At 50.4% G+C, this 24,691-nt stretch carries 26 protein-coding genes; 13 read left to right on the forward strand and 13 right to left on the reverse strand.

Features of this window, described 5'->3' with window-relative positions:
* The first annotated feature begins 365 nt into the window (after positions 1–365).
* Positions 366–1,268 (forward strand): hypothetical protein, encoded by a 903-nt coding sequence (locus CVV44_20790; protein PKL35251.1) that lies wholly within the window; start codon positions 366–368, stop codon positions 1,266–1,268.
* 12 nt (positions 1,269–1,280) lie between these two features.
* Here the strand turns inward: CVV44_20790 and CVV44_20795 are convergent, their stop codons facing one another.
* Together CVV44_20795 and CVV44_20800 are read right to left on the reverse strand one after the other, a co-directional pair.
* The gene (locus CVV44_20795) at positions 1,281–2,171 is read right to left on the reverse strand and encodes a hypothetical protein (protein PKL35252.1); all 891 of its coding nucleotides are present in this window, start codon (positions 2,169–2,171) and stop codon (positions 1,281–1,283) included.
* Positions 2,164–2,925, reverse strand: a complete 762-nt coding sequence (locus tag CVV44_20800) for a chromosome partitioning protein ParA (protein PKL35253.1) — start codon at positions 2,923–2,925, stop codon at positions 2,164–2,166. Before CVV44_20800 ends, CVV44_20795 begins: the two co-directional genes overlap by 8 nt.
* A 318-nt stretch (positions 2,926–3,243) precedes the next feature.
* Between CVV44_20800 and CVV44_20805 the strand changes: the two genes are divergently transcribed.
* Complete coding sequence (locus tag CVV44_20805) at positions 3,244–3,852, forward strand: hypothetical protein (GenBank protein PKL35254.1); 609 nt, start codon at positions 3,244–3,246, stop codon at positions 3,850–3,852.
* Here the strand turns inward: CVV44_20805 and CVV44_20810 are convergent.
* Positions 3,849–5,063 (reverse strand): hypothetical protein, encoded by a 1,215-nt coding sequence (locus CVV44_20810; GenBank protein PKL35255.1) that lies wholly within the window; start codon positions 5,061–5,063, stop codon positions 3,849–3,851. The genes CVV44_20805 and CVV44_20810 overlap by 4 nt on opposite strands.
* Positions 5,063–6,010, reverse strand: a complete 948-nt coding sequence (locus tag CVV44_20815) for a hypothetical protein (protein PKL35256.1) — start codon at positions 6,008–6,010, stop codon at positions 5,063–5,065. Before CVV44_20815 ends, CVV44_20810 begins: the two co-directional genes overlap by 1 nt.
* Positions 6,011–6,220: 210 nt before the next feature.
* On the opposite strand from CVV44_20815, the gene CVV44_20820 reads away from it, so the two are divergent.
* Positions 6,221–7,717, forward strand: a complete 1,497-nt coding sequence (locus CVV44_20820; GenBank protein PKL35257.1) for a hypothetical protein — start codon at positions 6,221–6,223, stop codon at positions 7,715–7,717.
* Between the two features lie 87 nt (positions 7,718–7,804).
* Positions 7,805–8,704 (forward strand): sensor domain-containing diguanylate cyclase, encoded by a 900-nt coding sequence (locus CVV44_20825; protein PKL35258.1) that lies wholly within the window; start codon positions 7,805–7,807, stop codon positions 8,702–8,704.
* Between the two features lie 3 nt (positions 8,705–8,707).
* Here the strand turns inward: CVV44_20825 and CVV44_20830 are convergent, their stop codons facing one another.
* The 3 genes from CVV44_20830 to CVV44_20840 all read right to left on the reverse strand — a co-directional run bounded on the left by CVV44_20830 (position 8,708) and on the right by CVV44_20840 (position 12,651).
* Positions 8,708–10,654, reverse strand: a complete 1,947-nt coding sequence (locus CVV44_20830; protein PKL35259.1) for a DUF2207 domain-containing protein — start codon at positions 10,652–10,654, stop codon at positions 8,708–8,710.
* Positions 10,655–10,670: 16 nt separating this feature from the next.
* The gene (locus CVV44_20835; GenBank protein PKL35260.1) at positions 10,671–11,222 is read right to left on the reverse strand and encodes a hypothetical protein; all 552 of its coding nucleotides are present in this window, start codon (positions 11,220–11,222) and stop codon (positions 10,671–10,673) included.
* A gap of 97 nt (positions 11,223–11,319) precedes the next feature.
* A complete protein-coding gene (locus CVV44_20840) occupies positions 11,320–12,651 on the reverse strand; it encodes an acyl-CoA dehydrogenase (protein PKL35261.1) in 1,332 nt (443 codons plus the stop codon).
* 194 nt (positions 12,652–12,845) lie between these two features.
* Between CVV44_20840 and CVV44_20845 the strand changes: the two genes are divergently transcribed.
* Positions 12,846–14,519 carry a hypothetical protein gene (locus CVV44_20845; protein PKL35262.1) on the forward strand — a complete coding sequence of 558 codons (1,674 nt, stop codon included), beginning with the start codon at positions 12,846–12,848 and terminating at the stop codon, positions 14,517–14,519.
* Between the two features lie 47 nt (positions 14,520–14,566).
* On the opposite strand, the gene CVV44_20850 is transcribed toward CVV44_20845, so the two are convergent.
* Positions 14,567–15,151 (reverse strand): hypothetical protein, encoded by a 585-nt coding sequence (locus CVV44_20850; GenBank protein PKL35263.1) that lies wholly within the window; start codon positions 15,149–15,151, stop codon positions 14,567–14,569.
* 237 nt (positions 15,152–15,388) lie between these two features.
* Here CVV44_20850 and CVV44_20855 point away from each other — a divergent pair, with 237 nt between their 5' ends.
* Positions 15,389–15,745 (forward strand): hypothetical protein, encoded by a 357-nt coding sequence (locus CVV44_20855; GenBank protein ID PKL35264.1) that lies wholly within the window; start codon positions 15,389–15,391, stop codon positions 15,743–15,745.
* Positions 15,746–15,904: 159 nt separating this feature from the next.
* Complete coding sequence (locus CVV44_20860) at positions 15,905–16,603, forward strand: hypothetical protein (protein ID PKL35265.1); 699 nt, start codon at positions 15,905–15,907, stop codon at positions 16,601–16,603.
* A 23-nt stretch (positions 16,604–16,626) separates the two neighbouring features.
* Here CVV44_20860 and motB read toward each other — a convergent pair whose 3' ends face one another.
* From motB to CVV44_20880, 4 genes are all read right to left on the reverse strand, one after another.
* Positions 16,627–17,415, reverse strand: coding sequence for a flagellar motor protein MotB (gene motB, locus CVV44_20865; GenBank protein ID PKL35266.1), 789 nt, complete (start codon positions 17,413–17,415; stop codon positions 16,627–16,629).
* Positions 17,415–18,194 (reverse strand): motility protein A, encoded by a 780-nt coding sequence (locus CVV44_20870; protein ID PKL35267.1) that lies wholly within the window; start codon positions 18,192–18,194, stop codon positions 17,415–17,417. The genes motB and CVV44_20870 overlap by 1 nt, the downstream gene beginning before the upstream one ends.
* Before the next feature lie 342 nt (positions 18,195–18,536).
* The gene (locus tag CVV44_20875) at positions 18,537–18,926 is read right to left on the reverse strand and encodes a hypothetical protein (GenBank protein PKL35268.1); all 390 of its coding nucleotides are present in this window, start codon (positions 18,924–18,926) and stop codon (positions 18,537–18,539) included.
* 33 nt (positions 18,927–18,959) lie between these two features.
* Complete coding sequence (locus CVV44_20880; GenBank protein ID PKL35269.1) at positions 18,960–19,580, reverse strand: uracil-DNA glycosylase; 621 nt, start codon at positions 19,578–19,580, stop codon at positions 18,960–18,962.
* Between the two features lie 318 nt (positions 19,581–19,898).
* On the opposite strand from CVV44_20880, the gene CVV44_20885 reads away from it, so the two are divergent.
* Both CVV44_20885 and CVV44_20890 read left to right on the forward strand, forming a co-directional pair.
* Complete coding sequence (locus tag CVV44_20885) at positions 19,899–20,366, forward strand: YbhB/YbcL family Raf kinase inhibitor-like protein (GenBank protein PKL35270.1); 468 nt, start codon at positions 19,899–19,901, stop codon at positions 20,364–20,366.
* 211 nt (positions 20,367–20,577) lie between these two features.
* On the forward strand, positions 20,578–21,657 hold the full coding sequence (locus tag CVV44_20890) for a 4Fe-4S ferredoxin (GenBank protein PKL35271.1): 1,080 nt from the start codon (positions 20,578–20,580) through the stop codon (positions 21,655–21,657).
* Between the two features lie 25 nt (positions 21,658–21,682).
* Here CVV44_20890 and CVV44_20895 read toward each other — a convergent pair whose 3' ends face one another.
* A complete protein-coding gene (locus tag CVV44_20895) occupies positions 21,683–22,117 on the reverse strand; it encodes a hypothetical protein (protein PKL35272.1) in 435 nt (144 codons plus the stop codon).
* A 179-nt stretch (positions 22,118–22,296) separates the two neighbouring features.
* Between CVV44_20895 and CVV44_20900 the strand changes: the two genes are divergently transcribed.
* From CVV44_20900 to CVV44_20915, 4 genes are all read left to right on the forward strand, one after another.
* Positions 22,297–22,632 carry a transcriptional regulator gene (locus CVV44_20900; GenBank protein PKL35273.1) on the forward strand — a complete coding sequence of 112 codons (336 nt, stop codon included), beginning with the start codon at positions 22,297–22,299 and terminating at the stop codon, positions 22,630–22,632.
* A gap of 28 nt (positions 22,633–22,660) precedes the next feature.
* A complete protein-coding gene (locus CVV44_20905) occupies positions 22,661–23,647 on the forward strand; it encodes a cation transporter (GenBank protein ID PKL35274.1) in 987 nt (328 codons plus the stop codon).
* Between the two features lie 131 nt (positions 23,648–23,778).
* Positions 23,779–24,276: an acyl-CoA thioesterase gene (locus CVV44_20910; protein ID PKL35275.1), complete on the forward strand. Its 498-nt coding sequence runs from the start codon at positions 23,779–23,781 to the stop codon at positions 24,274–24,276.
* Entirely contained in the window at positions 24,269–24,478 is a 210-nt protein-coding gene (locus tag CVV44_20915; protein ID PKL35276.1) for a hypothetical protein, read from the forward strand. Before CVV44_20910 ends, CVV44_20915 begins: the two co-directional genes overlap by 8 nt.
* Positions 24,479–24,691 lie beyond the last annotated feature (213 nt).

A 24,691-nucleotide genomic window follows, 5' to 3' on the forward strand; every position in this document is an offset into this window, starting at 1 on the left:
AACCCCCTCCTGCATTCACCTTGTCCCGGTTCCGGGACATCCAAAAATACAAAAAGGGGTGCCCTTTTGAGACACCCCCACTACAATATATCCGCTGTTCACCATAACATATCCACCGGTCGCCACAATTGATTCATGCCAACCGGTAATTGATCCCATCACATCGCAAAATCAATATGGATTGCCAGAAATAATGCGTGGATTCAAAACATTGCATTATCCCGAATCCGGCACTATATCCGCAACAATCCCTCCAATTGGCGTGATACCACGCGCGAAAAATTAAATGCATAAAAAAACAGTCCCTGTTTATAAACCTGGTCGACAGGCGCCGTTTAATATAGGTAATATGTCACCAGCACATCATGATGCGGCGAACAGTTTCAAGCCGTTCATTACGTCGAGATGTACTATTTCTCTACCACAATATTGCGAGGTATGCCATGTCGCACAGACCCAAATGGTGGCTGGACTTTCTCAGGATCATCTGGCCCCTCACCACGATCAGCGCTAAAATGACGCAGTGGCCCGTATTCGGTCCCGTTCTTGCCTTCCTGGTTAAACCCATATTTACGGGAAAGAATTTCCATGTGAGCTATGTCCCCATCAATGCCACCGTGGACGGGACTGTGAGCTCAGTTATCCCGGAAAAACTCCTGGAGGAGCTTATCAGACGCTCGGCCCACCGCGTCACCATCAACCGCTGTACCTGCCGTGAATCAGAGAAGTGTGAGCATTTTCCTGTCGAAGACGCGTGCCTGCACCTGGGCGAGGGAACCATGAACATTGACCGGCACCTTGCCACGCCGCGGACTGTTGACGAGGCGATTGCCCACACACGGAAGATGATCGGTATGGGGCTCGTACCAATGATCGGCAGGGTGCGCATGGACGATTTTTTCTATGGTGAACCCAACACGGGGAAGATGCTCACCATTTGTTACTGCTGCTCCTGCTGCTGCACCATCATGAAGTCTATGCGGTATTTTCCCAACGATGTAAAAAAATCCCTGGTCCTTTTGAAGGGGCTTCGGGTTGTCGTGGACAACGAAGCGTGCACGCGCTGCGGTGTATGTGTGGCTGAATGCTTCGCAGGAGCGCTTGCCATGGGGGATGGGGGAATTGCCTGGAATGAGTCGCTCTGTAAGGGGTGCGGCCGCTGCGTTACGGTGTGCCCCGTTAAAGCAGTGTCAATCGTCGTGGACGATATGGACCGGGCCATTGATGATATGAAAGGCCGGATAAGGGAGCGCGTCGATATCGAGTGAAGTGCCGGATCGTCAGCCCTTCATGAGCTCCACGATACGCTCGAAGTCGTCCAGTGAGTAATAGCTGATCTCGATCTTTCCCTTGGTGCCGGAATGCTTGATCTCGATCTTGGTGCCCAGGATGGCCCTGAGTTTCTCTTCCATCTTTTTGATATGGGCTTCCTTGTCTTTTTGCTGTTTGGTCTTTTTCGCCGAAGGGACGTCCTCGGTCTTTTCGTCCTTCAGGCGGTCTTCCAGGGCCCGTACCGAAAGCCCCTTTTCCAGTATCTCTTCAAAGAGACGGGGCTGCATCTCCTCGGGCGCCGAGAGCAGGACCTTTGCGTGGCCCGTGCTTATGCGCCCCTCGGAAATCGCCTGCTGGATGTCGTCGGAGAGGTTGAGGAGGCGGAGTGCGTTGGCGATGGAGGTCCGGTCCTTGCCCACCTTTTTGGCAATATCCTGCTGCTTCAGTTTGAACTTGTTGATGAGCACGCGGTAGGCCTTGGCTTCCTCCATGGGGTCCAGGTCCTCGCGCTGTATGTTCTCGATGAGTGCAATGGTGAAATTCTTTTCCTCGTCGGCCTCGATGACCACGGACCTGATCTTCAGGAGCCCTAATGACTTCACGGCACGCAGGCGGCGCTCGCCGGCCACAACAAAGTATCCCTTGTCGTGTTTCCGTACTATGATGGGCTCGATGAGGCCCACGGACTGGATGGACTCGGCCAGGCCGCTGATGGTGCTCTCGTCGAAATGGATGCGCGGCTGGTCTGGGTTGGGCGTTATCTGGTCTACGTCCAGGTCGATGATGCGGTCCTTATCCTCGATCACTGCTTTTTCCATCACGTCCACGGGGGTGGGTGATGTGGATATTATAGCCTCCAGACCTTTTCCAAGTTTGCGTTTTGTCGTAGTATTAGCCATTTTTTATTACCTCGTCAGCCAGCTTGTCATAGGTTACGCTTCCGGCGCTGGAACGGTCGTAGAGATTGATGGGTTTGCCGAAGGAAGGCGCTTCCGAGAGTCGTACGTTTCTGGGAATTATCGTTTCGAATACCTTGTTTTTAAAGAATTCACGCACGTCCGTGACCACCTGCTGGGCCAGGTTGGTGCGGGAATCGTACATGGTGAGAACAACGCCCTCGATCTTCAAAGAGCGGTTCAGGCCTTCCTGAACCATGGCGATGATGCGCAGGAGCTGGCTGAGCCCCTCCAGGGCGTAGTATTCGCACTGCAGTGGGATCATGACCGAATCGGCCGCCACGAGACTGTTAAGGGTGAGTATACCCAGGGACGGCGGACAGTCTATCAATATATAGTGAAAGTTGTCCTTGATATCCTTGAGGGCGTTTTTGAGGATAAACTCTTTTCTCTCGGCTCCCAGCAGATCAACCTGGGCACCGGAAAGATGAATGTTGCTCGGGACAAGAAAGAGACCTTCCACATCGGTGCTGAAAATGGCATCCTTTATGGGAATCTCGCCGATGAGCACTTCATAGATCGTGGATTCGATTTCTTCCGCGTTTACGCCGATACCGAACCCGGCGTTTCCCTGGGGATCGATGTCAATAATAAGGACCTTTTTGCCCTTTTCAGCCAGGTACGCAGCCAGGTTCACCGTTGTCGTTGTTTTTCCGACCCCGCCCTTTTGATTGGAAACTGAGATAACCCGTCCCATATGATGCTCCCGAAATTGAAATATGCCTCAGACACAGCGGTATTGTATACACATCCTGTACAATTGTTCAGGTTAAAATACGGCATTGTAATAGTTTGAAGTTAATCCAGTGATACCCCGTCTGGTGCATGGAGGAACATATTCGGGGAAACACCGGCAGGGTAATTATTGAATCAGAGTAATGTGAATATATAGAGATGAAGGCGTCAAATCAATGCAAGAACTTTTCTTAAAAAAAACAGGACATAATCGCTTTTTTTCCGGGAGGGTAGACGTAATTTCCCGGGAGATATTAACCCGGGAAGGCAGGAATTATTCTTGACTTCTTTTTTACCCGGGGGAAAATACCGGAATTATGAGGGACAGAGCATGCTGAAAAGAAAGATCAGGTTAATCGACCGCCGGTTCCAGCTGAAAACCACCTTTACCATTCTGGGCATTTCCATCATTGCCTTTCTCGCCATTATCGCCCTGGTGGCCATAACCGCGTCGGGAAACAACCGTAAGATAGCACGGACCGTTTCTGAGTTGAACCAGGCCGTGGAAATAGAAGACCGCATTGTCCTGACCCTGCTTACGGGGAGTGTGAATGAAAAGGCCGAAAGGGATATGCTCATCAGGGAGCACCGGGGGAGCATTGATCTCATCAGGCAGCAGTCTTCCATGCTCGACTGCTTTATCCGGCAGAATTTACTGCTCATTTCCATCATCGTGGCCGTGGTTCTTCTCCAGTCCATTGCCCTTTTCTTCTACCTGATCCGTCTGACCCATCGTATTTCCGGTCCCATTCATGTCATATCGATGCATATGAAGGATATCATGGAGGGGAGGGATCCGCAGTTCCGTGAGCTCAGGGAGAAGGATGAATTCCAGGAGTTCTATCAGAATTTTTGTGATATGGCCGAAATTATTAAGGACCAGGACTAAGAAAAGCGCCGCCGTCTTATAGAATATTTCCTGCCGTCTATTATCCTTGAAAAAACCAGAAAGAGAATAATGCCCGCCAGCATTGCCAGACCCAGGGCAATTTTCAGGAAATGGGGAATGATGCGGCTTCCTTCGGCGCTTATTATGCCAAACATGCCGTGTCTTGCCGTTGTTGACGGGAAAACCCTGATGAAGCAGAAGGTGTTGTCGCCGCCCTTGATGTCGAAGGACTGATCCGTGTCAAAACTGTCACGCGACTCGATGATGGAAAGGCCGCTGTCAAGTATGTCGATCTGGCAGGGCTCCTTTTCCGATATAAAATAAATGGTGTTATTTCCCGGTGAAAGGGGCAGCCGGTACATGCGGGAGGTTTCCCCCTGCAGTAAGGCGTCGACGATACGGCCGCTAATGTATTGTTCCCATTTTCCCGCCTGGTCTTCCAGTTTCTTCAGGAGGTGGCCGCCGGCAATGCGGTAGATGTTGAAGCGCCGAAAATCGCTGAAAAGGGTGCTGTGATAGCTGGTGTAGAGGATTTCTCCGCTTCCCCGTTTCATCAGCATGCTGATAGGCCCGCTACGACCGCCACGGGGCGTTTCGTATGATGCCTCGGCAATAATCTCTGCGTCGCGGGCTTTCTTGACGGCGACCCATCCCGTATGGGTGATGTAGATAGCCATTTCATTTTTCAGGCAGAATTTGGCCAGGTCGTTTTTCATGACGGCCTCAATCCTTGCCGGTATGCCCATGTAGGGGAAATTATCGAAGAAGTCGAAGGGGGCATAGGCCTCCTGGAGAAACTTGAAGGCATATCCGGAAAAATATGCCGAGCCGCCGTTGTTTACGAACCTTTCTATATTATGGGCAATCTTTTTGATATTCTCATCGTAATCATCTTTTTTTAACGATACGGACTTTATGGTCGTGCCCTGGGAAAGAAGATTTATTCTGGTGTGGAGCGGGGGTTCCATGCCGCAGGGGAAGTAGATGGCGCGATACGTGTCTAAGGTTTCCTGTTTTTCCAGGTCACGGAGCGTTATGACCTTGAAGGGGATATGATAGTTTGTCAGGACGAGTTCCACAGGATCGAATAGGCTTTGCACTACCGCCAGGGGTTTCTCCCGGGCGAAAGCCGTGTTCGTGAACAGCAGGGGGAGAATCAGGTACAGTACGATCCGGGATTTTTCTTTCAAAAGTTGCGTCAATTCCGTCATCAGAGCTCCCCGTGTTTTTTTTTCAGGAGAATCTGTTCTCTTTTTTCCTTCATTGCGGGGTAATCCAGCGATATACTCAGAGAGCGCAGGGTTTTTTCGGCCTGCTTCCGGTATTGGGCCGACGCGAAATATCTCTTCAAGGTGTCCGACAGGGGATATACCTGTTCTGCCGGTTCGTACACAAGGGGTGTTGTACTTTCAACGTCATAAATTGTGCCCGTAGTGAATCCCCAGGTGATGTCATTCATGGGAAGGTCGTGGAGGTCCCGCATGACGGCGCGGATGAACCCCTCCCGGGAGGGATCGAGGAAGCGGAATATTTTCGCGTACATCATGGCGAGATGGAAATGATCGGCAACGGCCAGAAATCCGTCCCTGCTTACGACTTCACCGATGGCAAGCATCATTTTCATGAGGTGTGATAGGACGCCAAGCCCCGGTTTATCCTGGCCGGGAAGCTGGGGTTTTCCGTCCGTAAAATGTGAACTGGGGTTGTAAGCCGAGGCCCAGTCGATGTTTATCATGTCAAGATTGTCCTTGAGCTGGCGCCGGGTTCTGTTGTCGGGGATGACGCGGGCCTCGGACATCTTGATGCTGATGAGCAGGTTTTGTGGGAGTGCCCTGTGGGAAAAAACCGAGAGGCAGTGGCGACCACCCTCGTCACGATCGATATCCACGAGGAGTTCGTCGAATCCCTTCCGGGCCAGTTCTTCCCTGAGGCCGGTCCTGTCCATTATGGCCAGAATGTCCTTTTCATCGAGGCGGTTGAGAAAGAGCATTTCGCATGTCGTTGTATGGGCGCTTGCCTCGAAGCCGCATTCCAGGTTCTGTACATGGAAATGTGCATTTTCGGTATCGACAATATCCCCAAAACTGAAAAGATTACCTTTTTTCATGGGTGCAATTCTTGATAACAGGCTTCTGATTATATTAGTTTTTGCTTCCATTGTCCAGATCCATTTCCTATCAGTTTTAAATGGCCGGGGAATATTTTTGTCAAGTCTTTAGTGTAGGGATATTTTTTTATTTATTTGTTGCGGTACACCTGTTATAATGTTCATGGGCCTCCACTTGAAAAAGCAAATAAGTACAGGAAAGTCCATAAGGGAACCTCTATGAATCATTTTTATTGTTAATGAAAAACCTGATTTTTAGAAATGCCCATAAGATATATTGAAAGGAGTAACATGATGAAAAGGATCGCGAAAGGCCTGATTGCGGTGATGTGCATCTTATTGCTGATTATTTTTGTAAAGGCGCTGTTGTTTTCCTCAAAGCAGGTCAGCGTGAAAGGACCTGAAAATATGATTGCGGACAAATCCCTGGTGGCGAGGCACCTTGCCGGCGCCCTTGCATGCAGGACTATTTCATCCGAAGATGAATCACGCCTGGACAGGGGGGCCTTCCTGAAGCTGCACCGGTACCTGGAACGGACCTATCCCCGCGCACACCGTGTGATGAAAAAAGAAGTGGTAAGCGGTCTCAGTCTCCTTTATACCTGGAAGGGTACCGATCCTTCCCTGAAACCTCTTCTCTTCATGTCGCATCTCGATGTGGTTCCCGCGGAGAAAAGCGACGGTGAGGGGTGGACTCATCCGCCTTTTTCCGGAATCATTGCCGATGGCTATATATGGGGCCGCGGGGCCCTGGATGTTAAAAACGGTCTTATCGGTATAATGGAAGCCATGGAAATGATGGCCGCAAAGGGAATTTCACCAGCCAGGACCATCTACCTGGCCTTCGGTCATGATGAAGAAGTGGGCGGCGACCGGGGCAACAGAAAGATAGCTGCGCTGCTTAAAGAGCGCGGGATCCGGCTTGCCTGCGTGATCGATGAGGGGGGATATATCGTTGGCGGAATGATTCCCGGTGTTGCCGCTCCCGTGGCACTCATTGGCATTGCCGAAAAGGGTTATCTCAGCCTGGAGCTCTCGGCCCAGGGCGCCGGCGGGCATTCGTCCATGCCGCCGAAAAATACCAATGTGGGTAAAGTGGCCAGGGCCGTATACCGGCTGGAAAAACATCCCTTTCCCGGGACGCTGGACGGTCCGGCCCGGGATATGTTTGAATTCGTGGGACCGGAGATGCCTTTCACCTACCGGATACTTTTCGGCAATACCTGGCTTTTTAAGCCCCTCATCGGCATGGTCCTTTCGGCGTCGCCGTCCACGGCAGCCATGATACGGACAACAACGGCCGCAACCATGTTTAATGCCGGAACCATGGAAAATGTGCTGGCGCAAAAAGCCGTGGCCACCATCAATTTCAGGATACTGCCGGGAGAAACGGCCGGAAGCGTCATTGCCCGGGTACGCCGGGTAATAGATGACGACGATGTCATCATAACGGAACTGAAGCATTCACAGGATCCGTCGCCCGTATCGTCAGTAGATGCCCGGGAATTCACGGCGCTCCAGCGGGCTATCAGCGCAATATTTCCCCGTGCCATTGTGGCGCCTTATCTTGTCGTGGGTGCCACGGACTCGCGACACTATAGCGATGTTGCGGATCAGGTCTACCGTTTCCTGCCGGGGCGTCTTGGAAAAGAAGATATGAAAAAGATTCACGGCACAAATGAAAGGATCAGCGTGGATAACATGGCGGAAATACCCCTGTTTATTATTGCTTTCATCAGTGAGCTGGACAGGCGGTAATTTTTATAGATGTTCTTGATGTACCGGAAACGGTGAGGTTCTGATGTGACAATATGAGGCTGTATCAAATACTGCGGAGGGGCCGGTATGGAAAATTTATTTTATGAGAAGCTCGTAGAGAATCTTTTTGACGGTGTATATTATGTTGACCTGGATAATGTCATCACTTACTGGAATAGGGCCGCTGAACGTATCACGGGTTACGCCAGGGAGGAAGTCCTGGGATCGCGCTGTTCCGATAACATACTGCGGCATATAGACGCCGAGGGCAATGAACTCTGCCTGGCAGGGTGCCCGCTGCGCGCTTCAAGGAGCGATGGTATGATCCACGAGGCAGATGTCTTTCTCCATCACAAGGCCGGTCACCGGGTCCCGGTAACGGTGCGCGTATCACCCATTCGCGATGAAGGCGGGGCCGTCATGGGAGCCGTTGAGGTCTTTTCCGATAATTCAAAACGCCTTGACGTGCTCCAGGAAATCGAGAGTCTTAAGCAAGAGGCCTATACCGACCAGTTGACGGGCGTGGCAAACCGGCGTTTTGCCGAGATGCGGCTCCATGGATGGATGGAGGAATTCCGCGCCTTTGAGGTTCCCTTTGGATTCCTGTTCATGGACATCGACCGGTTTAAGAGCTTTAATGATACCTATGGCCACAATATAGGGGACCAGGTTCTGCAGATGGTGGGCCATACCATTTCTAATCTTCTCCGTAAACTCGATGTGGTGGCCCGGTGGGGAGGCGAGGAATTTATCGTACTCGTACCCAATGTGGATGAAGATAAACTGGGGCGTATCGCCGAGAGGATACGGGTTTTCATAGAGAGAAGCTGGCTCACGGTAAACGGCAAGCATCTTTTTGTCACGGTGTCCATAGGCTGTACCATGGCGGCAAAAAATGATTCGGTCGATGTCCTGGTGCAGAGGGCCGATTCCCTCATGTATAAGAGCAAGGAAGGCGGGCGCAACCGTATCACGACGGATTTCTGAACGCTACCAGCCTCCGCCTCCGCCTCCACCGCCGCCTCCACCCGAGGAACCGCCTGAACCTCCCCCCGAAGATGATCCCGGGGGAGAAGAGGAAGATGAGACGGCGCTTCCCAGGGAACTGCCCAAATCCGATATAAATTGCGAGGAATCATGGAAATTCCACGATGTTCCCGAATACCATGCGGGATGCCATGTGCTGCCGTCGGAGGAGGAATCGGCGGTCTGTATGACATCGCTGAAGTAGTCGGCCCACTGGTTGGCTATTCCCAGGGCCAGGGCATACGGCAGAAATCGTTCAAATGTTTTCGGGCTTTTGTCCGGTCTGGCGAGCGTATTGAGCCGGTCCTTTTCAGCCACGGCCATGTACATTCTAAATCCCTCTATTTTATCCAGGACCTGCCGCCCGGCGCGGGTAGGCGCTTTCAGAAGATGATAGAAGACAAAATTGACCAGGGCCATGGCCAGGACCGAGACCGGCATGAGCCAGCTTGCCATGGTAATGTAGAAACCCAGCACGAATAATTCGGCGCCCAGAAAGGGAATCGAAAAGGCCGTGATAAAAAGCGCCCCGAAAATATGTACCGGCTTGAAACTCCGGGCACGCAGCGCCTCCTGCCAGGCCATGACGACGCGCGACATGAGAAAGAATACGCCGATGGTCCAGAAAAAGAGCCATATGATTATGAAGTTCTCCGGCGTCGTGGTGAAATCAATGAAGAGTGAAACCAGCATAATAACACAGGAAAGTACCAGGCCGGGAATGAAGTATTTCAGATTTTTCATGAAATAATTTTTTTCATAGGTGAGAGACAGGGAATCTTTAAGTGATTTGACGGCCGCGGCGATGGCGGCATGATTTTTATTTTTAAGGGCAATGATATCTTTCCCCTTTTTAAAAAGCTTTTCCGTTATTTTTTTCTCTTCCGGGGCCAGGTCAGTCCCTTTCCCTGTTTTTTTCAGGGTATAGTCGCCATTATCATCCTCAATGGTGATATAGCCCTTGACGGCCAGGTTCAGAAGCGATGAGGCGAAAACCTCCTTGTCGTAGCCCATCTGTGTTATGTATCGCATGGCCGCCGGCGAGAGCTTGTCGGGAGGAGTATACTGCGGTATGATGGTCCCCTTCCCGGGGTCACGGCCCACGGCTATCCATACAGCCAGGTAATACAGGAATACGGCCATGATTCCCGCCAGGGCTAAAAATATGCCCCGGTTTGCCTTAATGAACCGGCTCCTGGTTTCCTCAGTTGATGGTTTATCCACGAATCCATCGGGCCACTGCACCACAATGGTAAGTCCTTCGTTCAGATTCAGAGGACCGGTAGTTTTAAAAAAAACCCTGTTGCTGTGCACCAGGCGGGACAGAAAAAATTTGTCCCGTGATCCTGCTGTTCCCGTGTACCCGTCAATTTTCAGTATCTCCACGTTCTGCGGCAGGGGCAGGATCACATCGGCCGAGGCTCTGTCAATCGGAAAGGCCCATTCATTGCCGGTGACGTTCCAGTATAGTTCCGTGAAGGAACCGAAATATCCCAGCTGGCTGTCGGTTCGGTAGGTAAGTATATAAACGTGTTCACCGGGCTCGAGGTCTGTGTCGGCCCGGCCAATTTTAACGCGTACACTGCTCCCCTGGTTTTCCAATGTATAAATTTCCGGTTCTTCGTTACGCATAACGCCCAGAACAGTGAAGCCAACCCTTCGGATGAAACCCGTATTTGTTTTATACACGACGGGGAAATCACGGTAGATGCCGTGCCTGATTTCGGCTCCGGTGCTGCGTACTTTAATCACTTCCGTAACGAGAAGGGATGAGTCCTTTCGGATGTTTATTGTGCTGTGAAAATCGAGGATTCTTTCATCAGGCTCCCGGGCTGCGGCGTCCGGGGGTGATAACAGGATCAGGGCTGCAATAACGGCTGTCAGCATGGTGAAACGGAGTTTAGTTTTCATTGCGTGTCTCCCGGGATCAGAGGTTCAGGGGTGGATTCTGCCGTTCCGTTACGGTCTCTATTTCGAAGAATTCCGAACTCTTGAATGAAAAGAGACGGGCGATGATGACGGGGGGGAACTGTTCCGCCAGGGTGTTGAAATCGCGAACATTGCCATTGTAATACCGGCGGGCAAGCTGTATCTGGTCTTCTATCTCGGCGAGGTTTTTCTGGAGATCGAGGAAATTTTCACTGGCCCTGAGCTGAGGGTATGCCTCGGCCACGGCAAAAAGCCGCCGTATGCCGTCGGTGAGGATGCTTTCCGCCTTTGCCTTTTCGGCCGGCTCTTCCGTAATCATACAGCGGGATCTGAGATTGGCAATTTCCTCGAACAGTGACTTTTCGTGCCTGGAGTAGGCCTTGACCGTTCCCACAAGGCCGGGGATGAGATCATAGCGGCGTTTCAGCTGGACATCGATGCCGCTCCAGGCCTCCCTTAGAAGATTTCTTCCTTTCACGAAGCGGTTATAGGTTATGATAATCCAGAGAATGAATATGAGCAGTATGCCGCCGGTTATGCCTGGAATCATGAATGTCCTCCCGAACGTTTCAGATATTGTAACAGTATACCATACTGTATCCCGATTTCAATCCAAATAACGAAGATTTTGAGCACCCCCATATTTTTTAAGGATTCACTTTTTTAAAAGCCCCTTTCGGCATAAAACAGATGGGGCACTCTTCGGGGGCTTCGCTGCCTTCATGGATGTAGCCGCACATGGAACAGCGCCATAATATTGCACCGTCTTTCCCTTCACCCAGGAGGTCCGTGTCCCTGATGATAGGAATTTCCTCAAGAGGAGGCATGGCCGGTTTGTATGAATTCAGGGCGTGGCCCGAAACGATGACGCGTTGTACCTCGCTGGTCCCCTCGTAAATCATGAGAAGACGCGTGTCGCGGAAAAGTTTTTCCAGGGGATACATTTTTGTGTAGCCGTATCCACCCATAATCTGCAGGGCGTCGCTGACCACTTCCATGGCCGATTCCGTGGCATAGAATTTTGCCAGGGAGGCGTTTACGGTGGGATCAATTCCCTGGTCCGATTCCCAGGCGGCCTTGTGAACCAGGAGACGCGAGGTCTCTACTTTCTGGTACATGGCGGCGATCTTGTGCTGTATTGCCTGGAAGTTCGATATTTTCGAACCGAAGGCCTGCCTGCGTTTTGCATAATCGATGGCATATTCCATGGCAGAGCGCGCCGCTCCCACGGCAAAGGCCCCGATGATGGGCCTGGTTCTCGCGAAGGTTTTCATAGCCAGGGCAAAACCTTCACCAGGGTCTGCCAGGACATTTTCCATGGGCACAACGACGTTTTTAAAGTTCCATGCAGCCGTGTTCGAGGTGCGCTGCCCCATTTTCGGAATGTCTCTGCCCACGGTGACACCCTCCCACTCCCGGTGGACCACGAAGGCGCAGATGCCGCCGTGCTTCTGCTTGGGATCAACCGTAGCGAAAACCGTCATGTAGTCGGCCACGCCGGCGTTGGTTATCCAGTACTTTGTTCCGTTCAGGATATACTCATCGCTCTTTTTTTCAGCCCTGCACCTTATACCGGCAACATCGGAACCCATGGTGGGCTCCGATGTTGCGAAGCAAATGAGCTTTCCCTGCCGGGCGATCAGTGGCAGGTATTTCTTTTTTATTTCTTCTCTGTTGGAAAGTATGATCGGTTCCATTCCCAGGGAATTGTCGAAAATAGACGTGGCAAGCCCCGGGCAGGCGGCTGAGATCTCCTCAGTGACGATGGCCCCTTCAACGAGTCCCATGCCCTTGCCTCCGTACATGACGGGGATATCGGAGTTCATGAGGCCCGCTTCAAAGGCTTTGTTCAGTATCTCCCGGGGTATTTTGTCCTTTTCATCGTAGTACCAGGCAACGGGCAGTATTTCTTTTATGGCGAAATCGCGGGCTTTTTTCTGCAGATCAAGCTGTTCCGGGCTCAGGGAAAAGTTCAGCATGATAAACCTCCTTTTTGGAAAGGGTTGAGGGGCTTTATCGGCCCCGGCGGCTTTATTGTATGCTTTAATGATATTACATGAAAGAAGAATATGCAAGAAATTTTATCTATTGCAATTATCCGTTGTATCGTCTATACTGGTTGAAATGAAATCGTGGCGGCAGGTATCCATGCCGGTCTGAATGGTATCTAAATATGAAAATAATCTATTGCACCGATATTCACGGCGGCTTTGACGAACTGAAATCCCTTCTTCTGGAAACGGTGGCCGATATATATATCGTATCGGGCGATCTCATTGATATCCCCTTCTATGCCATTGAAACGGCCATCCACTATCATGAGCTCCAGTCCTATTTCCACGGCCTGCGGCGGCAGTGGAACATGGAGGAACAGCTCCTGGAGGATTTTGTCGAGGACCTGGTGAACTTCCCCGAAACAAGCGAAGAGATTTTGAAGATGGGGATGCAGTTCCAGCAGCTCACCATCCGCGCCCGACGCGTCATGCAGCAGAAGTATAAGGTCCTGGAAAATATCCTGGCCTTCAAAACCGCGTCGAGGATATTCTGCATCCCGGGGAATTATGATATGGACCTGAAGTTCACGGCTCTTCATGAGAGAGACCTGCATCTTCACTGGTACACTATTAATACGCTGAAAATAGCGGGATACGGCGGCGGCGATTCCTGGACTGCCGGAATACCGGAGCGCTATATAGTCCGGTATAAGGCCGGTATCGGAATCAACGACCGGAGCAATGAGATGTACTCATTTTTCAAGGCGGTGAAACCGGGAATCATCGTAACGCACCAGCCCGCCCATGGCGTCCATGACTGGCTTTCATTCAAGGGGCCTTCGGGATCGCCGGCCCTGCGGACGTACTGCGACAACAATCCCGTGCTGCTGTGTCTTTCCGGGCATATACACGAGCAGTGGGGACTTGAATATATCGAAGGGACTGTGTATCTCAACCCGTCAAATTTCGGCGATGTTACCACCTCGTCGGGCGAAATTCGCGAGGGAGGATTCTTTTTCCAGATAGAGATGGACGAGCAGAAAATTGAACGCATTATTTTTAAAAAACTGGTGAGCAACCGGATTCATGACATGGCGGAGTACACGCCCGCCGGGGGAACCTGGAAGGAAAAGATCATCGACGGCAAACGCTACGATGCACTGAAGAGAAGGGAAAACCACGACCTGGAAATAAAAAAATATTCCCACATACCGCAGATCGAGCTTTTTAATGACATACGAAATTTTTTCAGGATGTTCCAGACCAGGGAAACCGAGGAACGCATCGATATGCTGGAAAAAGTGACCCGCCTTCTCGAGGGACATTTTGAAACCATTGCCATGGATGTCATGGGGTCTGTAAACGTGGGCCTTTCACAGTCCCAGTCCGATATTGACATGGTGCTCTATCTGGAGTGTGGCCATGAATGTGTTTCCGAGAGGGGGAAATGTGAGAACTATCGCAGGGCCGAATCCATGATCACGGAGCGGCTCGCGGGCATATATAAATTTGAGATTATCGATTGTGTCGATCTGTCCACGGTTATGCGGAGCATCAAGGAACGCAATTTTGAATGCGAGATGACGCAGCGTTTCGTCGCTCACCGCTCTATGGGCAGACCCATCAACTATCGCGTCATAGCGCCTGTCGAGGACATGTTGAACAGGGATGTCGAGCTGCGCAGTGAGATAGAGGGGAGCATTCATGCCTTTTTTAAAATATTCACCAACACTTCGCAGCATGTCACTTCTTTCGAAAAGTATGAACTGAGGCTGAAGTCCCTGGGAATAAAAATACCCGATGCCATACGGTCAAAGATACGGGATTATCTCCAGCGTGATGAAAATACATGATTTAGTCTGAATGTTACAGGCGTGAGCCGGAGATGCACTGAAAACAGCTATTCCGTTTCGTATTTCAATTCCACTATGAGAGTCACTGGTTTTTCCGTGTTGATTTTTATCACGGCTGTGAGGGGAAGGTGCTGAGGGTCTCCGATTAAATTGGATTTTCTCCTCGGAATGAGCGACTGCGGATGGTTGTCGATAAAGTCTATGATTTTTGCGTCATCCATCATTGTTTCGAATACACGTTTTTCAAAGGGCCTGAAGGTCTGGCGTGTTTCATTCCTGCCTATTTCCGTTCCGTATATAAACTGGCCTTCGGACTGAAAAGTGATCTGCATGATCGATGAGTGATACAGGGCCGTTAATTCTCCCGGCGCCAGCGAATGCAGGGCGATCGTGAGGATGTGCCGGCCTGTTTTTATATTCTTCGCGATCACGATGTTGTAGTTGATGTGGTCATACTCAAGGGTAGTGGTGGTGTAATTTCTTGTCGGAGTTTTTTTGTATATCGTCACCATGGCGAGGATGACGATGAGATTGATTATGATCAGGAAACCCGATATCTTTTTGGTCTTTGATGGCTTTGGAGGAAGGCCTTGCCTGACCCGTTCGATTTTTTCTTTTATTTCATCATTCATATCCCGTATACCTTCGCTTCAGGCCGTGCTTTGTGTTAAATTTTCTTGACATAAAATCCAAGAGATATTAAAAAAAGTCGTATAGCCGATTGAGGGTTTTATACATACTGGAAATATAAACAGTCAAGCTATTTTATGGCATATCCGGTCATAAAATATTAATCTTCAATACTCTGCAGCGGATTTGATGATAATCCCGAGGGAGTTAATGGGTCGATATCATCCAAGGAGGCAACTGTGGCTGAAGCAAAAAAGATCAAAAACCGTAGAAAAGGTCCCGACGCTGTTATACATGCCATCAAGATTTTTTCAGGATTTGCCTGGTTCATTTCACTGGCGATTTTTATTACCTTTACGATGGCAAAACCGCGCTTCGACGGCATGACTCTCGGAGGCAGTTCCGTTGGAGGAGTTGATAAGACGGCACTCCAGATCGGTTTCTATCTCATGATAATGCAGGCCCTGCTCTGCGCCGTGGGCATTTTCGTAAGCATGAGCCGAATGAAGCGGAAGACCGACAGGATGAGCCTGTCCCTCATCGCTTTCGAGGCCCTGGCCATAATGAGCATCCTCGGTTATATCTTCGTAAAATAGGCCCTGTTTCTGACCTGTTTTGCACGATGCCGGCTCTTTGCGGTCTGTCTAAAACCGTAATTTGAGATACACTTATTCATCATTTTCCGGACAAACCATGGCAGTGCGCTACCATGCTCCGATTACACAACGGGGATATTATGTCATACAGGTGATACAATGAAAAAAATGATCGTCATTTTGCTGCTCTCGCTCCTTTCCTGCGGCGGGGGCTCCTACCTCGACCTCCTGCAGTGCAATGCCCTGCGCCGTGAGAAGAACAAGAGCCTGGATGACAGGATAAGCGGTATCCAGCAGCGGATAAAGGAGCTGGAAAATGATGAGAATAAAAGAAAACAATTTCCCCTGCTCATGGGCGATCTGTACAGCAATATGGGAAACAGGCTCCTGGAAGCGGGGCAATGGGATGCCGCCATCGATGCCTTCAATAATGCCCTGAAAAACGGCAGGGGAGGGCATTCCGTATACTATTCCCTGGGCCTTGCCTATGGCAATAAGGCAAGCATGTCAAAAAACATGGAGGACATCAACAAGGCACAGTGGAATTACGAGAAAGCCCTTGAGTTGGAGCCGGGGTACAATACGGCAAAGTATTCCCTGGCCATACTGCTATTTTTTCAGAAGGATGAAAAGGCCAAGGCCATTGCCATGATGGAAGAGGTTGTGGCGGCCAACAGGTCTTATTTCAAGGCCCGCTTTGCCCTGGGACGTTTTTATTATGATACCGATAAAATTGACAAATCACGCCGGGTCTATGAGGAATTGAGCGCTGATCTTGAAAAGGCGCCGGATTCTGAAATAATTCTGGATTACCGAAGGCAGTGCGGGGAGAATCTGCAGAACCTCATGAACCGGTAGGGTCAGGTCCACGGTCCCGAATCTTAGCGTTGCCATTCCTCGTCGGGCAGGGGGCGCGGGACTTTCTTGTTTTTACTTTCCTCAAGGCCCTTTTCAGTGAGCACAACAATATCGACACGCCTGTTGTAGGCACGTCCTTCCGGTGCGTTGTTTTCGTCAATGGGCCGGTACTGGGCAAATGCCACGGCTGAGAGCTGCCGGGGGTTGATGCTCTCTTCCTCGGCGAGAAATTTTACCACGTTGACGCTCCGGGCGCTGGAAAGTTCCCAATTCGATGAGTATCCCTTTCCTTCCGTGGCCACCTTTACGGGTTTGTTATCCGTGTGTCCCTCGACCCTTATGAAGTTATCCAGGTTCTTGAGGAGGGTGCCCACCCTGCCCAGGACATCGCGGGCCTCGGTCTTGAGCATGGCACTTCCCGGGTCAAAGAAGAGATCGCTGGAAATGGATATGATGAGGCCCCGTTCATCCTCGGAAACCCGTACCTGCCGGGACTGGATCTCCGGCTTAAGTATTTCCGTTGCCTTGCGGAGCATCTGGGCATACCGGGCCTTCTTCTGCGACGAAGGCAGTGACATGATATTGTTTCCCATCTCGGAGAGCTTTCCCTTCGTGATGGTTTTACCCCCTTCAAGGACGCCCAGGGAGCCCCGGAATGAACTCATGGTGAGAAGGAATTCTTCTTTTATAACCTCTGTCGTATCGCCCATCATGACGATGAAAAAGCACATGAGGAGATTGTTCAGGTCCCCCATGGAAACCATCCACGACGGGGTGCCTTTTTTTTGTTTCTTATTCCTTTTTACGGGCATTACTCGCCGACCTCTTCATTTATCGATTCACGGTCGCTGGGCGGCAGGTAGGAGATCAGCTTGTCTTTGACGATACGCGGGTTGTCACCTGCCTGTATGGACAGGGTCCCTTCCAGTATGATGGACTTGATGTTTAGTTCCGTACCCGTCAGCTGGTCAAGCCGTGAGGCCGCGGGGCTCCAGAAGAGATAACAGAGTATGGCGCCATAGAGGGTCGTGAGCAAGGCAACAGCCAGGAAGGGGCCAACCGTGGACTTGTCCTCCAGGTTGGCGAGCATCATGACGAGACCGATGAGAGTACCGATCATACCAAAGGCCGGTGAAAAAGAGGCGCCGTCGTCGAACATAGTTTTTAACACATCGTGTCGCGCCCCGATATTTTCCATCTCTTTTTCCATGATGTTGCGCACCAGCTCCGGGTCCGTGCCGTCTACGACGAGCTGGAGCCCCTTTCTCATGAATTGATCGTCCAGTTCGTCCAAGTCGTCCTCCAGGGCCAGGAGACCCTCGCGGCGGGCTTTCTCGGAGAAGGAAACCAGGGTTATGACCAGCTCGGAGGGATTGTACTTGGGAGGAAATACGCATATCTGGACTATTTTAGGTAATTTCATTAACATGGGAATTTTATAGGCGACGAGCATTGAGGCTATGGTGCCACCCATGGTGATGAGAAGCGAGGGCGGGTCCCAGAACATGAGTACGCTGCCGCCTCCGACGAGTATACCGAATATAATAAATACAAAACCGGCGATTATCCCTATGGGCATTGATATATCCATATGCCTACCTTTCCCTCTCAGACCTGAGTTTACAGTATATAAAAAAATAATACTTGTTACTGTATATTTCGGTATCAGGGTGGCTAATTCTTTACATTTTTTCTATTCATTTCCCGTGCGTTGAGTAGTAATATATTATTGATCGGTTTGAATTCGGAGTTGCCGGTAAGGCTGGGGACAGGGAATGTATTGTTTTTATATAGTTCATCGGGCGTGAGTGAAATGGAGGTAATATATAGGTAAAAACAACGATTTTTTCCCGGCACTGTCTTGACAGGCCCACTGTATGGGCGCTATAATCAGGGATTATGGATATATGATTTTTTCTTTTTCCTCTATATATTAATTATTAATAATCCATATAATTTTATCCACAGGGAGGCTGTTATGAAAAAGGTGTTTTTTTCCGTACTCGTGGTTGCTATTACAATGGGGCTGGCTTTCGGCGCTGATGTGACACCGAAGGATGTGGCCTGCGAAGCGGGATGCAAAAAGACTCTTGACGACTGCAAAGGCAAGGCCGGCGGTAACAGAATGAAAGACGCGGGCTGCAAAGCGGCTCACGATAAATGCCTGAAGAACTGCAAGGCGGAGAAGAAAGAAGAAAAAGCCGAGAAAAAAGACGCAAATAAAGGGAAAAAAGTCGAGAAAAAAGACGATAAAAAAGGGAAAAAATAACGGATATATTTTTCCCGTACCGGTAATTGAAAAGATGAGGCCGTTCCGTAACAATCCCTGGAACGGCCTTTCTTGTGCCCTTCGGGTCTATTTGTACTTGGCTTGAATGGGCATGCCCAGCCGCTCCATAACCTTCTGAATGTCATTCCATACGTCCCTGCGCAGGGGGCTTTTATCGCCGCCGTTGCGCAGTATATAACTGGGATGGTACGTGGGCATGACGGGTATTCCCATGAACTCGTTCCAGGTGCCCCGTGTCTTCGTGATTCCCGTTTTTGTTTTCAGGATAAACTGCGTGGCGGGATTCCCCAGGGTGATGATTGCTTCGGGCTGAATTATTTTAATCTGGTCCAGGAGATGGGGAGAGCAGGCCGATACTTCGTCGGGTTCGGGCGGCCGGTCCCTTTCCATTTGCATGTCCACCGTGGGCCGGCATTTCACGATATTGGCGATGTATACCTGTCCGCGGGGAATGCCCATGCCCAGTTCGATGATACGCGTGAGCAGTTCGCCGGCCCTGCCCACGAAGGGACGGCCCGTCAGGTCTTCCTGTTTTCCCGGTCCTTCGCCGATGAACATGATCCGGGCTTCGGGATTTCCCTCGCCAAAGACCACGCAGGTGCGCGTCGAGGCAAGCCTGCATTTCCGGCATTGCAGAACCTGCTCTTTCAGGGACTGAAGATGGCTTGTTTTGATATTTTGTTCCATAATAATAAACGGGCCGGCAGCCCGCGATCGAAATACACGGTATGATAATTCTCCTGCCCTTCCTGTCAAGTCCAATGACTGACATTTTGGAACAGGGTATTCTTTTTATGGGTATCTTTAAAAATTAGGTGTTTCAACCCCTTAGAGGTTCCCTTATGTTGAAAGCACCCCTGTTTTTGGCCAACTTAAAGATATACTATTACTCTGAGTACTTTGAAGCACATCGTTGATCTCTCTTTCGGAGGGGACAGAGCCCCGGTTTTTTACCGGAAAGAAGGCTCAGTGTAATATATATATATGAACACAAGGAGGTTCTGCATGCAGGAAATAACGCTTACCAGCAAGGCATTCAGCCATGGCAAGGCCATTCCGGAGCGATATACCGGTGATGGCGAGGATATATCGCCACCCCTGTCCTGGGGCAATGTTCCTGAAGGGACGAAAAGTTATGCCCTTATCTGTGATGATCCTGATGCGCCCATAGGTAACTGGGATCACTGGGTACTCTTTAATATCCCCGGTGAAGCCCGTGAATTGCTCGAGCATTTCCTTTTGAAGAATTCCGTCCTGAAGGGAGTGCGGGGCGGAATGAATGATTTTCGTCGTCTTGAATACGGCGGTCCCTGTCCGCCCGGGGGTACACACCGGTATTTTTTTAAGATTTATGCCCTTGATGTCGTCCTGGAAATGAAGGAGGGCGTGAAGAAGAAGGAGTTGCAGAGAGTAATGGAGGGGCACATCCTGGGGAAAGGGGAGCTCATGGGGACCTATACGCGGCGGAAATAGGTTCCGGCGGGCATATATCCTGCACGTATTAACGGTGAATATTTTACTCTGAGTACATCATGGCATGAAAAAAAGGTTGCATAAAAAAGCCCTGTAGCAAATTGTAACATAACAGTGTTATTATTGATTTTTCAAAAAGGACTGCTGCCGCCCGGAGACAATTCCGCATTATGGCTGATATACGGTCCATACGAAAAAAACAGGGGGATATATGAACGATACGGTCTATGTGCGGCTCAGGGAACTTCTCGATACCCTCCCCAACGGGTATCCCGCCACGGAATCGGGTATTGAAATTAAAATATTGAAAAAGATTTTTACCCCCGAAGAAGCGGAGATATTCATGCAGCTCAGGCTGAAGTGGGAAACCCCCGAAGTCATTGCGGTGCGCTCGGGCATGGATGCCGCCTACCTGACGCGGAAGCTTCCGGAAATGCTCAACAACGGACAGCTTGCCGGTGTGAAGATAGGCACGGTGCAGCTTTTCAAGCTTATACCCTTTATCATCGGCATCTATGAATATCAGTTGAACCGTATGGACGATGAGTTCGTCCGTCTCACCAGCGAGTATATGGATACTGTCTATGCGCAGGAAATGGGCAGTTATGACCCGCCCTTCATGCGCGTCATTCCCGTGGAGAGCGATATACCCTCGGGAGCGGTGATTGAGCCCTATGAAAGCCTGAAATATCAGATCGAGAGCGCCAAGGCCTGGGCTGTAGGCGACTGCATCTGCAAGAAGGAAAAGAAAATGCTGGGCCACGGGTGCGATAAGCCCATGGAGGTATGCATCTCCTTTGCCCCGCTGGAGAATTTTTTTCAGGACTACTTCTGGGGACGCCCCATCACAAAGGATGAGGCCTTCGATATACTGGAGATGTCCGAGAAGGCCGGGCTTGTGCATATGACCAATAACCTGAAGAACGGCCAGTACATGGTGTGCAACTGCTGCGAGTGCTGCTGCGGCATGCTCCGCGGGCTCAACATGTTCGGCCTTGAAGGTGCCGTATCGCCGTCGCGCTATGTCGCCGTGGTGGATGAGTCCCTGTGCAGCGGCTGCGGGATCTGCGCTGAACGCTGCCAGGTAAGGGCCGTGGACATGGAGGACCTCGCCGCCATAAACGGGCGCTGTATCGGGTGCGGTCTCTGCGTGAGCACCTGTCCCGGCGGAGCCATAAGCCTTATAATGCGGGAATCAGCCCCCGTAGTTCCCGAAAACGAGAAGCAGTGGCTGAAGGAGCGTGACAATGCCAGGGGCGGCAGCGGAGAATATAAAAAACTGATCGGATGAAAAGCGCCGGCGGATTTTTATCGTTTTACAGGATCTCTTCCAGTATTTCAGCAGCGCTTTCCACGTATACAGGGCATTTCGTGTAGAATATGTTTTCTTTCCGTGCTTTTTCCAGTCCCTGCTGTGTGGTGATATCACAGTCCAGGAGGTCGCGGCACGAGAGGGACCTGTGCCTGGCCATGAATTTTTCGTTAAAAATCTTCATTATCGTGAACAGCTTTTCCTTTGACTTTTCATCACCGGGATCAAATTCGCCGTGCACCAGGCCCATGACCATGTAGGCGCCGGTGACGGCCCCGCAGGTTTTCTGCATGTAGCCCATGCCCGCCCCGAAGGGCCGGCCTATTTTCTTGCACATATCGTCGGGCAGTCCCAACGCGGGGCCGAATGTCGAGAGCACCGACTGGGAGCAGTTCAGGCCCGAAGTGAAAAGAGAGGACGCTTTTTCCTTTTTATTCATACAATCCTCGCATATGAGTTGGTTATTCCCGGCGTGTCAGGGCTTATTGAACGGGAAAGCAATAACAATCAACCCGCATTTACGAAAATCAAGAAAAATTTACTTTACGGGAATATAAAATGGAAAAAATCTTGACAATAAATGTATATATGAACACATGATCATATGTACTGTGTGTCATGGTCGAAATCAGGGGAAAACGGTATTCTATGAAAAAAAACCAGGAACTGAAACTCACGGGGGATATTTTCCAGAACCTGTCGGATTTTTTCAAGGTGATGGGGGATTTTACCAGGCTGCGGATCATTCACTTTCTATCTGACCGGGAGATGAATGTGAACGAGATAGCGGCCGAACTGGGTATGGAACAGTCGGCCATTTCCCATCAGCTGCGCATATTGAAACAGTCGCGGCTTGTAAAATACCGGCGCGAAGGAAAGCAGGTGTTTTATTCACTGGACGACCAGCATGTCAGACAGGTTTTTATTCAGGGTCTGGAACACGTGATGGAGTAACCATCCGATCATCGGGAGAAAAGAGCATATGGAACATATTCATGAACATGATCATAGTCACGAACACCATGAAGGGCACCACCATCATCATGCACCGGCGAGTGCGGGTCGCCTCCTGGCTGTCATAGTATTCAATATTATTATCACACTGGCGGAATTCATAGGGGGGCTCCTGTCGGGAAGCCTGGCCCTGGTGTCCGACGCATGGCATAATCTTTCTGACGTTCTTTCCCTCATGCTGGGATATGCCGGGGAAAGGGTTTCGCAGCGTGGTGGTGGAAGCAGCTATACCTTTGGCTTGAAACGCTTTGAGGTGCTCATTGCCATGGTGAATGCTGTCAGTCTCCTGGCCATCGGGATTTTTATAGTATATGAAGCGGTTATGCGTTTTATCAATCCCGGAGTTATCAATGTGAGCATCATGCTTCCCGTGGCCCTCGTGGGTCTTGCGGGAAACGCCTTTTCCATACTGGCACTGCTGAAAAACAGGAAGGACAATATCAACCTCAGGGCCGCTTTCCTTCACCTTTTTTATGACACCATCTCATCCGTGGCGGTCATTGGTGCGGCAATCGTCATACACTTTACCGGGCTCTTCTGGATAGACCTGGCAATAAGCCTGCTCATCGTGGTAATGATGGTGTGGAGCTCCATGGGGATTGTGCGGGAATCGCTGCGCATATTCATGCAGGGGGCACCGGCGCATATCAATACCGAAGAGGTATACCGGTCCATACTTGAAATAAAGGACGTGGGCAGTATCCATGGTCTCCACATCTGGTCCGTTTCGTCGGCGGAGGTTTTCCTGTCGTGTCATATATGCCTCATTGATCAGGGGTCGGGATTCCCTGACAGCAATGATGTCATCCGGCAGGTGAATGCCATGCTCAGTGATGCCTACGGGATTAATCACACGGCCCTGCAGATAGAAACCTCGCTTATATGCGGGATCGGCGACGGTGCGTGCTGCAACCGTGACGGTATGAAGACCCCCAATGGGGGTGGAGACTGCTGACGAATGGGCAAAGTCCAGATTTATTCGCCGGGGGTCGGTCGGGGAACGGGAAATTGAATCAAAATAATTGTAGCAATTTAAAGAAACTGTATTTATTATTGCATTGAATGATTTTATCTCAGGAGCAGTGTATGGAACCGAAAAGCGTATCAATAAGCAGTATGGAAGTTGTGCAGCAGATGACACAGCAGGATGCCAACCTTGCCGGCAATGTGCATGGCGGTGTAATAATGAAACTCATAGACAATACGGCGGGAATAGTGGGAAGCCGTCATGCTCAATCCAATGTGGTCACGGCTTCAATTGACCGTCTGTTTTTTCACAGCCCTGTTTTTGTCGGCGATCTGCTCAGGGTCAAGGCAAGTATCAACATGGTGGGGAACACTTCCATGGAAATAGGGGTCCGGGTGGAGGCTGAGAACTTCATTACCGGCGCAGTCCGTCATACGGCATCGGCATATCTGACCTTTGTTGCCCTGGACACCGACGGCATGCCTAAAAAGATTCCGCCGGCCCTGTTTGTGACCGAAAAAGAAAAACGACGCAACTGTGAAGCACTAAAAAGAAAGGAAAGGAGACTCAAGGCGATAAATGAGGAACAGGATTCCTGTGCTGAAAAGAATGAGTGACGGCAGGGAGGTGCTATTCATGCGGAAAACTATTATGTCAATAATCGACGAGGCCTTTGAAAAACATCGCGATGACGAGGATCTCATTCGGGAGGTGGTGGAGAACCTTGTTCACACCTGTGTCCAGTTGCGGGGCGAAGAGGGGCTGAGGGACATAGAAGAGTGCATCGACATGGAGAGGAAAAGGATGATCCCGCGGTGAGATATGCCTGTGTTTGTTTCATGATGTTATTGGTTTAAAATTATCGTAACAATTCACCCCTTATGATGTCTTATGTAAAAATAAACAACAGGAGGTTTCATGCAGGTAGACTTCAAAAGACTGCTCCAGGGGATTGTGGTTCTGGTCATGTTTCTCGTGATTGCCATTATCACCGACGGCGCAGTTGTCTGTTCATAATTACTGCAGACAAGC

Source organism: Spirochaetae bacterium HGW-Spirochaetae-1 (assembly GCA_002839375.1).
Classification (GTDB): domain Bacteria; phylum Spirochaetota; class UBA4802; order UBA4802; family UBA5550; genus PGXY01.

Coding starts and splice junctions, on each gene's coding strand:
- CVV44_20790 (PKL35251.1), top strand. CDS start 366: ATGATGCGGCGAACAGTTTCAAGCCGTTCATTACGTCGAGATGTACTA.
- CVV44_20795 (PKL35252.1), bottom strand. CDS start 2,171: ATGGCTAATACTACGACAAAACGCAAACTTGGAAAAGGTCTGGAGGCT.
- CVV44_20800 (PKL35253.1), bottom strand. CDS start 2,925: ATGGGACGGGTTATCTCAGTTTCCAATCAAAAGGGCGGGGTCGGAAAA.
- CVV44_20810 (PKL35255.1), bottom strand. CDS start 5,063: ATGACGGAATTGACGCAACTTTTGAAAGAAAAATCCCGGATCGTACTG.
- CVV44_20815 (PKL35256.1), bottom strand. CDS start 6,010: ATGGAAGCAAAAACTAATATAATCAGAAGCCTGTTATCAAGAATTGCA.
- CVV44_20820 (PKL35257.1), top strand. CDS start 6,221: ATGCCCATAAGATATATTGAAAGGAGTAACATGATGAAAAGGATCGCG.
- CVV44_20825 (PKL35258.1), top strand. CDS start 7,805: ATGGAAAATTTATTTTATGAGAAGCTCGTAGAGAATCTTTTTGACGGT.
- CVV44_20830 (PKL35259.1), bottom strand. CDS start 10,654: ATGAAAACTAAACTCCGTTTCACCATGCTGACAGCCGTTATTGCAGCC.
- CVV44_20835 (PKL35260.1), bottom strand. CDS start 11,222: ATGATTCCAGGCATAACCGGCGGCATACTGCTCATATTCATTCTCTGG.
- CVV44_20840 (PKL35261.1), bottom strand. CDS start 12,651: ATGCTGAACTTTTCCCTGAGCCCGGAACAGCTTGATCTGCAGAAAAAA.
- CVV44_20845 (PKL35262.1), top strand. CDS start 12,846: ATGAAAATAATCTATTGCACCGATATTCACGGCGGCTTTGACGAACTG.
- CVV44_20850 (PKL35263.1), bottom strand. CDS start 15,151: ATGAATGATGAAATAAAAGAAAAAATCGAACGGGTCAGGCAAGGCCTT.
- CVV44_20860 (PKL35265.1), top strand. CDS start 15,905: ATGAAAAAAATGATCGTCATTTTGCTGCTCTCGCTCCTTTCCTGCGGC.
- motB (PKL35266.1), bottom strand. CDS start 17,415: ATGCCCGTAAAAAGGAATAAGAAACAAAAAAAAGGCACCCCGTCGTGG.
- CVV44_20870 (PKL35267.1), bottom strand. CDS start 18,194: ATGGATATATCAATGCCCATAGGGATAATCGCCGGTTTTGTATTTATT.
- CVV44_20880 (PKL35269.1), bottom strand. CDS start 19,580: ATGGAACAAAATATCAAAACAAGCCATCTTCAGTCCCTGAAAGAGCAG.
- CVV44_20885 (PKL35270.1), top strand. CDS start 19,899: ATGCAGGAAATAACGCTTACCAGCAAGGCATTCAGCCATGGCAAGGCC.
- CVV44_20890 (PKL35271.1), top strand. CDS start 20,578: ATGAACGATACGGTCTATGTGCGGCTCAGGGAACTTCTCGATACCCTC.
- CVV44_20895 (PKL35272.1), bottom strand. CDS start 22,117: ATGAATAAAAAGGAAAAAGCGTCCTCTCTTTTCACTTCGGGCCTGAAC.
- CVV44_20900 (PKL35273.1), top strand. CDS start 22,297: ATGGTCGAAATCAGGGGAAAACGGTATTCTATGAAAAAAAACCAGGAA.
- CVV44_20905 (PKL35274.1), top strand. CDS start 22,661: ATGGAACATATTCATGAACATGATCATAGTCACGAACACCATGAAGGG.
- CVV44_20910 (PKL35275.1), top strand. CDS start 23,779: ATGGAACCGAAAAGCGTATCAATAAGCAGTATGGAAGTTGTGCAGCAG.
- CVV44_20915 (PKL35276.1), top strand. CDS start 24,269: ATGAGTGACGGCAGGGAGGTGCTATTCATGCGGAAAACTATTATGTCA.